This window comes from Ectopseudomonas toyotomiensis (assembly GCF_900115695.1).
GTDB classification, from domain to species: domain Bacteria; phylum Pseudomonadota; class Gammaproteobacteria; order Pseudomonadales; family Pseudomonadaceae; genus Aquipseudomonas; species Aquipseudomonas toyotomiensis.
On the sequence record NZ_FOXK01000015.1, the window covers coordinates 56,097 to 68,673 of the forward strand.

Annotated in this window: 11 protein-coding genes and 1 pseudogene; 9 read left to right on the top strand and 3 right to left on the bottom strand. The window is 64.7% G+C overall.

The annotated features are described in order from the left end of the window. Nucleotides 1-61: 61 nt before the first annotated feature. A complete protein-coding gene (locus tag BM186_RS24285; RefSeq protein WP_072426261.1) occupies nt 62-949 on the bottom strand; it encodes a LysR family transcriptional regulator in 888 nt (295 codons plus the stop codon). A gap of 196 nt (nt 950-1,145) precedes the next feature. Here BM186_RS24285 and BM186_RS24290 point away from each other — a divergent pair, with 196 nt between their 5' ends. The 6 genes from BM186_RS24290 (at nt 1,146) to BM186_RS24315 (ending at nt 7,682) form a co-directional block, all read left to right on the top strand. Continuing rightward, on the top strand, nt 1,146-1,973 hold the full coding sequence (locus BM186_RS24290; RefSeq protein WP_074918921.1) for an HTD2 family dehydratase: 828 nt from the start codon (nt 1,146-1,148) through the stop codon (nt 1,971-1,973). Nucleotides 1,974-2,041: 68 nt separating this feature from the next. Then, entirely contained in the window at nt 2,042-3,205 is a 1,164-nt protein-coding gene (locus BM186_RS24295; protein WP_074918923.1) for an acyl-CoA dehydrogenase family protein, read from the top strand. A gap of 10 nt (nt 3,206-3,215) precedes the next feature. Beyond that, on the top strand, nt 3,216-4,568 hold the full coding sequence (locus BM186_RS24300; protein ID WP_074918925.1) for an MmgE/PrpD family protein: 1,353 nt from the start codon (nt 3,216-3,218) through the stop codon (nt 4,566-4,568). A gap of 14 nt (nt 4,569-4,582) precedes the next feature. Continuing rightward, a complete protein-coding gene (locus BM186_RS24305; protein WP_072426258.1) occupies nt 4,583-5,785 on the top strand; it encodes a CaiB/BaiF CoA transferase family protein in 1,203 nt (400 codons plus the stop codon). After that, nucleotides 5,785-6,612, top strand: coding sequence for an HpcH/HpaI aldolase/citrate lyase family protein (locus BM186_RS24310; RefSeq protein ID WP_074918927.1), 828 nt, complete (start codon nt 5,785-5,787; stop codon nt 6,610-6,612). Before BM186_RS24305 ends, BM186_RS24310 begins: the two co-directional genes overlap by 1 nt. A gap of 74 nt (nt 6,613-6,686) precedes the next feature. Beyond that, on the top strand, nt 6,687-7,682 hold the full coding sequence (locus BM186_RS24315) for a TRAP transporter substrate-binding protein (RefSeq protein WP_074918930.1): 996 nt from the start codon (nt 6,687-6,689) through the stop codon (nt 7,680-7,682). A 115-nt stretch (nt 7,683-7,797) separates the two neighbouring features. Here BM186_RS24315 and BM186_RS24320 read toward each other — a convergent pair whose 3' ends face one another. After that, a complete protein-coding gene (locus BM186_RS24320) occupies nt 7,798-8,733 on the bottom strand; it encodes a hydroxymethylglutaryl-CoA lyase (RefSeq protein WP_074918931.1) in 936 nt (311 codons plus the stop codon). 185 nt (nt 8,734-8,918) lie between these two features. Next, on the bottom strand, nt 8,919-10,121 hold the full coding sequence (locus BM186_RS24325) for a CaiB/BaiF CoA transferase family protein (RefSeq protein ID WP_074918933.1): 1,203 nt from the start codon (nt 10,119-10,121) through the stop codon (nt 8,919-8,921). A gap of 168 nt (nt 10,122-10,289) precedes the next feature. On the opposite strand from BM186_RS24325, the gene BM186_RS24330 reads away from it, so the two are divergent. The 3 genes and pseudogenes from BM186_RS24330 to BM186_RS26485 form a co-directional block, all read left to right on the top strand. Continuing rightward, entirely contained in the window at nt 10,290-11,210 is a 921-nt protein-coding gene (locus tag BM186_RS24330) for a LysR family transcriptional regulator (protein ID WP_074918935.1), read from the top strand. A 118-nt stretch (nt 11,211-11,328) separates the two neighbouring features. After that, nucleotides 11,329-12,333, top strand: a complete 1,005-nt coding sequence (locus tag BM186_RS24335) for a TRAP transporter substrate-binding protein (protein ID WP_074918937.1) — start codon at nt 11,329-11,331, stop codon at nt 12,331-12,333. A 151-nt stretch (nt 12,334-12,484) separates the two neighbouring features. Further along, nucleotides 12,485-12,577 (top strand): annotated as a pseudogene (locus BM186_RS26485) (C4-dicarboxylate ABC transporter); the annotation flags it as partial.

The following is a 12,577-nucleotide window of genomic DNA, read 5'->3' on the forward strand; positions in this document are numbered from 1 at the left end:
CTTGAATGGGCGGGCGACCAATTTGGTCGCCCTTTTTTTTTCCCCCGAATTTTGCCTGGCGCTACACGCCCTGTTTCAGCCGGTCGATCAGCGCGCGCACGCTGCCCGGCAGCGCGTCCAGCTCACGCACCAGCATGCTGCGTTCGCGCACCGCCCAGGCTTCGTCCAGCTGCAGGATAGCCAGCTGCATGGTGCGGCTGTGCCGGCGTGCGGCCGACTCGGGAATGATGCCTATGCCGACGCCGCCTTCGATCATCCGGCAGATCGCCTCGAAGCTCGATACCTGGATACGCAAGGCCAGATTGCCGCCGAGTTTCTCCACCTGTTCACGCAAGAAGCTCAGCAGCGTGCTGCCCTCGTGCAGGCCGATGTGCTGGTAGGCGAGGGTGTCGTTGAAACTCACCGACTGCCGCTGCGCCAGGGCATGACCCAACGGTACGGCCAGCACCAGACGGTCGGTGCTGAAGTGCAGCACCTGCAAACCCGGCGCCTGTACCGGGCCGGCGATGATGCCGAGATCCGCCGCGCCATCGAGTACGCCACGGACGATATCGCGACTCAGACGCTCCTGCAGGTCGACGGTGACGCCGGGGCGTTCGGCGAGAAAACCGGCCAGCACCTCGGGGAGAAATTCGGTCACTGCCGTGGTGTTGGCGAAAATTCGGATATGCCCGGCGGCGTCGGTGCCGTATTCGGTGAATTCGCTTTTCAGGTAATCCACCTGGCGCATGATCAGCCGCGCATGTTGCAGCAGGCGTTGGCCGGCTGGGGTCAGCTCGACACCACGGCTGTCGCGATACAGCAGGCGGCTGCCGAGCTGACTTTCCAGTGCCTTGATCCGCGCGCTGGCGGCTGCCGGCGAGAGAAACGCCTTGCGCGCGCCCTGAGTCAGACTGGGTGACTCGGCGATGTGGATGAACAGGCGCAGGTCGGGCAGATCGAAATGCATGGTGGCCTCGGTTTGCTGGCAGATGCGTCGGGTTGGGTAGTTATCCGCAGTGGCTATGAGTCGACTCATTCGCGGCTGAAGCCGCTCCTACGGCGTTCAGATTAACCGAACGCTGGGTTAAATAAATGCTGATTCTCTGAACGCCGGCCGAGTCGCATGCTCCAGCTCACACAAGAACCGAGCTGGAACCTGCCCCATGAGTGATTCTGCTTTTTCCGCCTGGATCGGTCGTAGCGAAGAAGTCCACGACCAACTCAGCCGTAACCTGGTCAAGCGCATCGCCGCCACCTTTGGCGAAGCCACGCCGGCCCATGGCGAGGCGCTGCCGCCGCTGTGGCACTGGGCGTTTTTTCAAGAGCCGGTCGCCGAGGACGGTTTGGGCGAGGACGGCCATCCGGCGCGCGGAGGTTTCCTGCCGCCAGCCGACAACCGCAACCGCATGTGGGCCGGTGGCCGTATCGAATTCATCCAGCCGCTGCGCGTGGGTAGCGAAGCCAGCCGGGTGTCGACCATCAAGCACATCGAGGAAAAGCACGGCCGCACCGGCGCGCTGCTGTTCGTCACCGTGCAGCACGACTACCTGCAGGACGGTCAGCTGGCCATCCGCGAAGAGCAGGATATCGTCTACCGCGAGCCCAGCCCGCCCAAGACCAGCAGTGGCGAGCCGCTTATTGCCGGCGACTGGCGTGAGGCAGTCACACCGTCCAGCACCCTGCTGTTTCGCTACAGCGCCGTGACCTTCAACGGCCACCGCATCCACTACGACTGGCCCTACGTCACCGAAACCGAAGGCTACGGCGGCCTGGTGGTGCACGGCCCGCTGATAGCCACCCTGAACCTGCGCGCCTTCTGCCGCGCCAACCCGCAGGCGCGCCTGCGTCATTTCGCCTATCGCGGCCTGCGTCCGTTGATCGCGCCGCAGCCGTTCGAGGTGGGCGGGCGCATCAGCAGCGAGGGCCATGCCGAGCTATGGGCGGGCAACGAGGCCGGCCTGGCGCAGCGCGCCGACGTGCAGTTCGACTGATTTCTGATTGCAAACACTGATTCGTGGGAGCCCGGCGGGTGCCACGACGCGATTTCCGAGGGACACCGATGAACGCTTACAACAACGAAGAGCTCAACGCCATCCGTGAAGGCGTGCGCGCGCTCTGTGCGGAATTCCCGGCCGAATACTGGCGCAAGATCGATGAAGAGAAGGGCTTTCCGGAGGCCTTCGTCACGGCCATGACCGAGGCCGGCTGGCTGTCGGCGATGATCCCGGAAGAATACGGCGGCTCGGGCCTGGGGCTGGCCGAAGCCTCGGTGATCCTCGAGGAGGTCAACCACTGCGGTGGCAACTCCGGCACCATCCACGGGCAGATGTACAACATGTTCACCCTGCTGCGTAACGGCAGCGAGGAACAGAAGCGCTATTACCTGCCCAAGCTGGCCAGCGGCGAGCTGCGTCTGCAGTCGATGGGCGTCACCGAGCCCACCACCGGCACCGACACCACCAAGATCAAAACCACTGCGGTCAAGAAAGGCGACAAGTACGTCATCAACGGGCAGAAGGTGTGGATCTCCCGCGTGCAGCATTCCGATCTGATGATCCTGCTGGCGCGTACCACGCCGCTGGCCGAGGTGCAGCGCAAGTCCGAGGGCATGTCGATCTTTCTGGTCGATCTGCGCGAGGCCATCGGCAACGGCCTGACCGTGCAGCCGATCGCCAACATGGTCAACCACGAGACCAACGAGCTGTTCTTCGACAACCTGGAAATCCCCGCCAGCAGCCTGATCGGTGAAGAGGGCAAGGGCTTCCGCTACATCCTCGACGGCCTCAATGCCGAGCGCACGCTGATCGCCGCCGAGTGCATCGGCGATGGTCGCTGGTTCATCGAGAAGTCCGCGCAGTATGCCCGTGATCGTGTGGTGTTCGGCCGCCCCATTGGGCAGAACCAGGGCGTGCAGTTCCCCATCGCCGAGGCGCATATCGAGATCGAGGCCGCCGACCTGATGCGCTGGCGCGCCTGCGAGGAATATGACGCCGGGCGCAACGCCGGAGCGGCGGCCAACATGGCCAAGTACCTGGCCGCCAAGGCCAGCTGGGAGGCGGCCAACGCCTGCCTGCAGACCCACGGCGGCTTCGGTTTCGCCAACGAATACGACGTCGAGCGCAAGTTCCGCGAAACCCGCCTGTACCAGGTCGCGCCGATCTCCACCAACCTGATCCTCTCTTATGTAGCCGAGCACCTGCTCGAGCTGCCGCGCAGTTTCTGAGGCCGCGACCATGAGCAAGCACACTCTACAACTGGCCGCGTTCCTTGCCGAACTCGCCTACGAGCAGATTCCCGGCCACGTGCTGGACCGCACCGAAGACCTGTTCCTCGACTGGCTCGGCTCGGCCTTGGCCAGTGAGGGCGCCCGCCCCATCCCGCTGTTCGAGGCCTACGCACAGAAGATGGGCCCGACCGATGGTCCGGCGCGCATCCTGGTCAACGGCCGTGGCACCTCGGCGTACTTTGCCGCCCTGGTCAATGGCGCCTCCTCGCATCTCGTGGAGCAGGACGACCTGCACAACAGCTCGGTGCTGCACCCGGCCACGGTGGTGTTTCCGGCGGCCCTGGCGGCGGCGCAGGACCTTGGCAAATCTGGCCGTGAGCTGTTGCTGGCCTCGGTCGCCGGCTACGAGGCGGGCATTCGCATTGGCGAGTTCCTGGGTCGCTCGCACTACCGCATCTTCCACACCACGGCCACCGTCGGCACCCTGGCCGCTGCGGTGGCGGTGGGCAAGCTGCTGGACTTCGACCAGCAGCAATTCATCCACCTGCTCGGCAATGCCGGTACCCAGGCTGCAGGCTTGTGGGAGTTCCTGCGCGACGCCGCCGACTCCAAGCAGCTGCACACCGCCAAGGCCGCGGCTGATGGCCTGCTGGCTGCCTACTTCACCGAGCAGGGCCTGACCGGCGCGCAGAACATCCTCGAAGGCGAGCAGGGCATGGCCGCCGGCATGTCCCGCGATGCCGACCCGAGCAAGCTGTCGGACCGACTCGGCCGACGCTGGGCGCTAGTGGAAACCTCGTTCAAGTTTCACGCCTCCTGCCGCCACACCCATCCGGCGGCTGATGCGCTGCTCGACCTGATGCAGCGCGAAGGTTTGCGCCACGAGCAGATCGAGCGCGTCATCGCTCGTGTGCATCAGGGCGCCATCGATGTACTCGGCCGCGTGACCGTGCCGCAGACCGTGCACCAGGCCAAGTTCTCCATGGGCACCGTGCTCGGCCTGATCGCCGTGCATGGCAGCGCGCAACTGACCGAGTTCGCCAACCTGGCCCTGCAAGACCCGGCCGTGGCCGCCTTCCGCGACAAGGTGCAGATGCGCCTGGACCCGGAGGTGGATGTGGCTTATCCGCAGCGCTGGCTGGGCCGCGTCGAGGTGATCACCACTGATGGCCGCACCCTGCGTGGCGCCATCGACGAGCCCAAGGGCGACCCCGGCAACACCCTCAGCCGCGCCGAGCTGGAAGACAAGTTCCGTCGCCTGCTGGCCTTCGCCGGCCAGCGCAACAGCGATGAGGCAGGCGTGCTGATCGAGCGGGTCTGGCGCCTGCGCGAGATCGATGACCTGAGCCAGCTGGCCTGACCGAGGACATGCACATGAACAACGCACAACAACCCCGACCACTGGATGGCATCACCGTGGTCAGCCTGGAACATGCCATCGCCGCGCCGTTCTGCACCCGCCAGCTCGCCGACCTCGGCGCGCGGGTGATCAAGGTCGAGCGTCCCGGCAGCGGCGATTTCGCTCGCGGCTATGACGAGCGCGTCAGCGGTCTGGCCTCGCATTTCGTCTGGACCAACCGCTCCAAGGAAAGCCTGACCCTCGACCTCAAGCAGGACGATGCGATGCAGGTGCTGAGCAGCCTGCTGGCCAAGGCCGACGTGCTGGTGCAGAACCTCGCGCCTGGCGCCGCGGCGCGCATGGGGCTGTCTTTCGAGGCTTTGCACGCGCGCTTTCCGCAACTGATCGTCTGTGACATCTCCGGCTACGGCGAGGGCGGCCCGTACGAGCAGAAGAAGGCCTACGACCTGCTGATCCAGAGCGAGGGTGGTTTTCTCTCAGTCACCGGCGGGGCGGGCGAGGAGGAGATGGCCAAGGCCGGCTGCTCCATCGCCGATATTGCTGCCGGCATGTACGCCTATACCGGCGTGTTGTCGGCATTGATGCTGCGCGGCAAGACCGGTGTTGGCAGCCGGGTCGACGTGTCGATGCTGGAAAGCCTGGTGGAGTGGATGGGCTACCCGCTGTACTACGCCTACGACGGCGCCACGCCGCCGCCGCGCGCTGGCGCTGCGCACTCGACCATCTACCCCTACGGCCCGTTCCCGGCCGGCGACGGCGGCACGGTGATGCTCGGTCTGCAGAACGAGCGTGAGTGGCAGGCGTTCTGCGCCAAGGTGCTGGAGCAGCCGGAGCTGGCTGGTGACGAGCGCTTCTCGGCCAACTTCAAGCGCTCGGCCAACCGCGCCGAACTGCGCACGCTGATCGTCGAAGCCTTCTCGCGCATGAGCACGGCGCAGGTGATCGAGCGCCTGGAACTGGCGCAGATCGCCAATGCCCAGGTCAACGACATGGCTGGCGTCTGGGCTCACCCGCAACTCGAAGCGCGCCAGCGTTGGCGCCAGGTCGACAGCCCCAGCGGCAGCCTGCCGGCACTTCTACCGCCAGGGCGCAACAACGCCTTCGAACCGCGCATGGACGCCATTCCGGCGTTGGGCCAGCACACCGATGCGCTGCTCGCCGAGCTGGGATATGGCGCTGGCGATATCCAGCGCCTGCATCAGCAGGGGGCCGTGTGATGAGCCCATCCATCATTCGTACCGCGCTGTTCGTGCCAGCCAGTAGACCGGAGCGCATTCCCAAGGCGCTTGCCGTTGGTGCCGACGCGGTCATCGTCGACCTCGAAGACGCGGTGCAGGAAAGCCTGAAGGTCGAGGCCCGCGCCCATCTCGATGGCTTTCTCACGGCAAATCCCGAGGCGCGTCTGCTGGTACGCATCAACGCGCCGGAGCATGCCGGCCATGGCGCCGATATCGAACTGTGCGGCCGCCATGCCGGTGTCATCGGCGTGCTGCTGCCCAAGGTGGAAAGTGCCGCCCAGGTGGCGCGAGTGGCTGCTTGTGGCAAGCCGGTGTGGCCGATCATCGAGAGTGCGGCAGGCTTGTTGGCGTTGGCGGAAATCGCCCGCGCGGAAGGCGTCGAGCGTTTGTCCTTTGGCGCACTCGACCTGGGACTGGACCTCGGTCTGAGCAGCGGCAGCGTCGCGGCTGAACGTATGCTCGATCAGGCTCGTTACGCCCTGTTGCTGCATTCGCGCACGGCAGGCCTGGCGGCGCCACTGGACAGTGTGTTCCCTGCCATCGAAGACCGCGACGGCCTTGCCCGCACGACGCGCGATGCCCGTGACATGGGCTTCGACGGTTTGCTGTGCATCCACCCCAAACAGGTGGAGGTCGTCCATCGCGCGTTGCTCCCGGCCGAGGAGGAATTGGCCTGGGCGCGCCGCGTGATGAGGGCGGCCAGCAGTGGCGAAGGCGTCTTCGTGGTCGACGGCCAGATGGTCGACGCCCCGGTGCTGGGCCGCGCCCAACGACTGCTGCAACGCGCTGGCGAGAGCCCGGCCTGAATACCGGCCGGCGGCACCGCGCCACCGGCCATTTCGTCCCACGTACCGACCTACAAAAACAATGAGGTAACGTCATGTTCAAACTCACCGCCAAGGCGCTCGCCTGCGCCGCCATTCTCTCCTGTGCTGGCCTGGTACAGGCTGCAGATGAGCCCATCCTGATCAAGTTCGCCCATGTGGTGGCGGACAACACGCCCAAGGGACAGGGCGCGCTGCTGTTCAAGCAACTGGCCGAGGAGCGCCTGCCGGGCCGGGTGAAGGTGGAGGTCTACCCCAACTCGTCGCTGTTCGGTGATGGCAAGGAAATGGAGGCGCTGCTGCTCGGCGAGGTGCAGATGCTGGCGCCGTCGCTGGCCAAGTTCGAGCAGTACGCCAAACCGGTGCAGATCTTCGACCTGCCATTTCTGTTTGACAACATGGAGGCGGTCGACCGCTTCCAAGCCAGCCCCGAGGGGCGTGGATTGCTGACGTCCATGGAGGACAAGAACATCACCGGCCTCGCCTACTGGCACAACGGGTTGAAGGTGATGTCGGCCAACAAGCCGCTGCGCGATCCGGCCGATGCCCGGGGGCTGAAGTTCCGCGTGCAGGCATCGGCGGTGTTGGAGGAGCAGTTCAAGGCGGTGCGCGCCAACCCGCGCAAGATGAGTTTTGCCGAGGTCTATCAGGGGCTGCAGACCGGCGTGGTCAACGGTACCGAGAACACCTGGTCGAACTACTACAGCCAGAAGGTGCATGAGGTGCAGAAGTACATGACCGAGTCCGATCATGGCCTGATCGACTACATGGTGATCACCAACACCAAATTCTGGAAGGGCCTGCCGGATGACGTGCGCAGCGAGCTGGAGAAGGTCATGGCCGAGGTTTCCGTCGAGGTGAACAAGCAGGCTGACGAACTCAACCGCACGGCCAAAGAGGATATCGCCAAGGCCGGCACCACCGAGATCATCGAGCTGACCCCGCAGCAGCGCGCCGAATGGCGTGAGGCGATGCGCCCGGTATGGCAGAAGTTCGAGAAGGAGATCGGTGCCGAACTTATCCAGGCGGCGGAGCAGTCCAACCAGGGTTGAGTGTTCCCCCTGGCATGAAAACGCCCGGCTTGTGCCGGGCGTTTTCGTGTCGAATGAGGGCGTCGCGGCTAAAGCCCCTCCCACATTTATTGCGTCACCCTCTGACCGCGAGCTCTCAGAGGCCAGCTTCCTGCATCCACTTCGGCTTGGGATAGCGGCGATCCGCTTTGCCCGCCTTGAGGATGGCGCCCGGTACATCGTGGCCGATCAGGCCGGGCAGGGTGGCGGCGGCGTCGAGCAGGGCATCGAGGTTCACGCCGGTGTCCAGGCCCATGCGCTGGAACATGTGCACCAGATCCTCGGTGCAGATATTGCCGCTGGCACCCGGCGCGTAGGGGCAGCCGCCGAGGCCGCCAAGAGAGGCGTCGAAGCGGTCGATACCCGCGTTCAGTGCCGCCAGGGCGTTGGCCAGGCCCATGCCACGGGTGTTGTGGAAGTGTGCGGTGAACACCGCCTCGGGCCAGCGCTGCAGGGCCTCGCGGCAGATGCGCTCGACGTGGGCCGGGTCGGCCATGCCGGTGGTGTCGCACAGGGTCACGCCTTGCACGCCAATTTCCAGCAATCGCTCGGTCAGTTCATGTACGCGGGCCTCGGGCACCTCGCCCTCGAAGGGGCAGCCGAAGGTGGTCGACAGTGAGGCGTTGATGAATACGCCGCTGCCACGCGTCACCTCGATGATCTCGGCGAACTGCGCCAGCGACTGCTCCGGCGTCATGCGCAGGTTGGCCAGACCGTGGGTGTTACTGGCCGACATGACCAGGTTGATCTCGTCCACTTCGCACGACAACGCCCGCTCGCAGCCCTTCACGTTTGGAACCAGCACGGTGTACTCCACGCCTGGCACACGCTGGATGCCGCGCATCACTTCTTCGGCATCACGCAGGTTGGGAATCGCCTTGGGCGAGGTAAAGGAGGTGACCTCGATCTTTGCCAGGCCGGTGTGGGACAGGCCGTCGATCAGGGCGATCTTGTCTGCGGTGGGCACGAAGGTGGCTTCGATCTGGAAGCCGTCACGGGTGGCGACGTCCTGGATATAAAGGCGTTTGCTCATGGGGGAAATCCTCAAGAGGAGCGGCAATCGGCGTAGGGTGCGCTGTGCGCACCGGCTTATGCTGCGGCTGTTCTGGTGCGCACGGCGCACCCTACGAGCTGTGCTCCCACGTGGAGCGTGGGAGCCATCTAGCTTCTAGTCGTGTAGGGTGGATGACGCTTTATCCATCCACCGCTTGCCACGGTTCAGATGATCCCGCGCTCGCGCAGGCCGGCGACCTGTTCCGCACTCAGGCCGAGGCCGGCGAGAATGTCGTCGTTGTGCTCGCCCAGTTGCGGGCCACCGGTGCCGATGCGGCCCGGCGTGCGGCTGAGCTTGGGCAGCACGCCCGGCACCTTGAGCGGGCCGACGCTGGTCTGCACCTGCTCGATCATCTGCCGCGCCAGGTAGTGCGGGTCCTGCACGATATCGGCGGCGGTGTAGGGGTATCCGGCCGGCACACGGGCGCCCTTGAGCGCCTCGATCACTTCATCGCGACCACGCTGGGCGGTCCACTCGGCGATGGCACCATCGATCAGTTCGGCGTGCTGGCTGCGCCCGTCGTTCTGCGCCAGGCGCGGGTCGTTACCCAGGTCGTCGCGGCCGATCAGGCTCATCAGGCGCTTGTAGATGCTGTCGCCATTGCCGGCGATCAGCACGTAGCTGCCGTCGTTGCACGGGTAGGAGTTGGATGGCGTTATGCCGGGCAGGGCGCTGCCGGCCGGCTCGCGGACGTAGCCGAAAGCATCGTATTCGGGGATCAGGCTTTCCATCATGGCGAACACCGACTCGTACAGCGCCACGTCGATTTCCTGGCCTTCACCGCTACGCGCACGCTCCTGCAGGGCCAGCAGCACGCCGATCACGCCGTACAGCGAAGACAGCGAGTCGCCGATGCTGATGCCTACGCGCACCGGCGCCTGGCCGGGGTAGCCGGAAAGGTGGCGCAGGCCGCCCATGGCTTCGCCGATCACGCCGAAGCCGGGCAGGTCGCGATAGGGGCCGGTCTGCCCGTAGCCGGAGATGCGCAGCATGATAAGCCGCGGGTTGATCGCTTTCAGCGCTTCATAACCCAGGCCCCAGCCTTCCAGCGTGCCGGGGCGGAAGTTCTCCACCAGCAAGTCGGCCTCACTCACCAATTTACGCACGATGTCCTGGGCTTCGGTTTGCTTCAGGTCTAGGGTCAGCGAGCGCTTGTTGCGTGACTGCACGTGCCACCAGAGCGAGGTGCCGTCCTTGATCTTGCGCCACTTGCGCAACGGGTCGCCGACGCCCGGCGGCTCGATCTTGATCACGTCGGCGCCGAATTCGCCGAGCAGCTTGCTGGCGAAGGGACCGGCGATGAGCTGGCCCATCTCGATCACCTTGAGCCCCTGCAGGGCCATGTTGCTGGTGTTGTTGTGAGTCATGGCTGCACCTGATTTGCCTGTGCGTTTCTCGTGGTGCGCAGGATGGCGCAGCAGCGCGGTGCCGACAATTGCTCAATGGTCAAGCTAGGCTTCGCGTATCGCGAAGTGGCATGCTGTAAAACAGCTTTCTGGCAGCTTCGCTTCGCCAGGCACGAAATGGAGACCCTCATGCGCCGCATCGATTTCGTCACTCTCAAGCTGTTCGTCGCCATCGCCGATGAGCGCAGCCTGACTCGCGCTGCCGAGCGTGAGCACCTGGCCCTGGCGGCAGTGAGCAAGCGTGTCAGCGACCTGGAAAACCAGCTGGGCATCGCTTTGCTCTATCGCCAACCCAAGGGCGTCGAACTGACCCCGGCCGGCCACGCGCTGCTGCACCATGCGCGCAACATGATGGACAACCTCGAACAGCTCAACGCCGACCTCAGTGAATTCAGCGAAGGGGTGAAAGGCCATGTGCGCATCCATGCCAACACTTCGGCGGTGATCGAATTCCTGCCCGAGGATCTGGCCAGCTTCAGCCGCCTGCACCCGCACGTGAAGATCGACCTGGAGGAGCGGGTCAGCAGCGAGACTATCCGTGCGGTGCGCGAGGGGCTGACCGATATTGGCATCTTCGCCGGGCATGTGCCGGCCGAGGATCTACAGGTGTTCACTTACCGCCACGACCAGTTGGTGCTGGTCACCCCGCGCGAGCATCCGCTGGCCGAACGTGACGGCCTGTTCCTGCGTGAGGCGGTGGGTTTCGATTTCATCGGCCTGCAGCAGGACGCTTCCCTGCACAGCCTGCTGCAACATTCGGCGCACAGTCAGGGCGTGGCCTTGCGCCTGCGCATCCAGGTACGCAGCTTCGAGGCTATCTGCCGGATGATCCACACCGGCATGGGCGTCGGTGTGTTGCCGGATCTGGCGGTGCGTACCTACCTGCCGGCGCTCGATGTGCGAGTGATCCCGTTGCACGACCCCTGGGCCCGGCGCGAACTCAAGGTGGCGGTGCGCAACCAGGACAACCTTTCGCTGACCGCGAAGCAGATGCTCGATCACCTGAGAAACAGTGGTGTGGCGGGGGAGGGTTCTACGCTGCCTTCGTGAATGCCGAAGGCTCGGTTGTTCAAATGTGAATTTCAGCCTGTGGGAGTGCGGAGTAGAGTCCGGGCCAATCGACGGCGATCCGCCCTCGACGCTCAGACAAAAACAACAGGAGCCTCCCATGAAGTTTTCTTTCGTCCGTCGTGGCCTGGCCAGTGTACTCGCCGGTTGCGCACTGCTTGGCGCACTCTCGGCGCACGCAGCCGATCCTATCTTGATCAAGTTTTCCCACATCACCGCTGACAGCACGCCGAAGGGCCAGGGCGCGCTGATGTTCAAGAAGCTGGTGGAGGAGCGCCTGGCCGGCAAGGTCAAGGTCGACGTCTATGCCAACTCCTCTCTGTATGGCGATGGCAAGGAAATGGAAGCCCTGCTGCTCAATGAAGTGCAGATGCTGGCGCCGGCGCCTTCCAAACTGGAGCAGTACACCAAGCAGTTGCAGCTGTTCGACATGATGTTCCTGTTCGACGACGTCGCCGCCGCGCAGCGCTTCCAGTCCTCAAGCAAGGGCAAGGCACTGCTCAAGTCGATGGAAAGCAAGGGCATCACCGGCCTGGCCTACTGGCTCAACGGCATGCGCCAGCTCACCGCCAACAAACCGCTGGTCGAGCCAAGCGATGCCCGTGGGCAGAAATTCCGCGTACAGCCGTCCGACCTGCAGGCCGCGCAGTACAGCGCCCTGCGCGCGGTGCCGCGCAAGATGAGCTTCGCCGAGATCTACCAGGGCCTGCAGACCGGCGTGGTCAACGCCCAGGACAACCCCTGGTCGAACATCTACTCGCAGAAGTACTTCGAGGTGCAGAAGTACATGACCGAGTCCAACCATGCCATCGGTAACTACCTGCTGATCACCAACACCCAGTTCTGGAACGGCCTGCCGGCGGATATCCGCAGCGAGCTGGAGCAGATCGTCGACGAGGTGACCGTCGAGGTGAACAAGCAGGCCGAGGCGCTGAACGCCGAGGCGCGTCAGGCCATCGTCGCTACCGGCAAGAGCGAAATCATCACCCTGACGCCCGAGCAGCGCGCCGCCTGGCGTGACGCCGTACGTCCGGCCTGGAAGAAGTTCGAGGCCGAGATCGGTGCTGACGTGATCGAGGCTGCGCAAGCCGCCAACCAACAGTGAGCCCCATGACCGCCCCGGGCCCACGCACCCGGGGCGGTCTTTCATTCGCCGTCGCCTAAGGCGGCGTTTGCCAATGACGAATATCGCGCTGGTCCAGGCTCGGTTAGATTCGTCCGACTCCTGACAATCACAAGAACCTCGCGGAGATGCCATGAACGCCTTGCGGCGCGTCTGGGAGCACTTCGAGGAAGGCTTCATTGCTTTCCTCCTGGCGGCCATGACGCTGATCACTTTCGTCTACGTG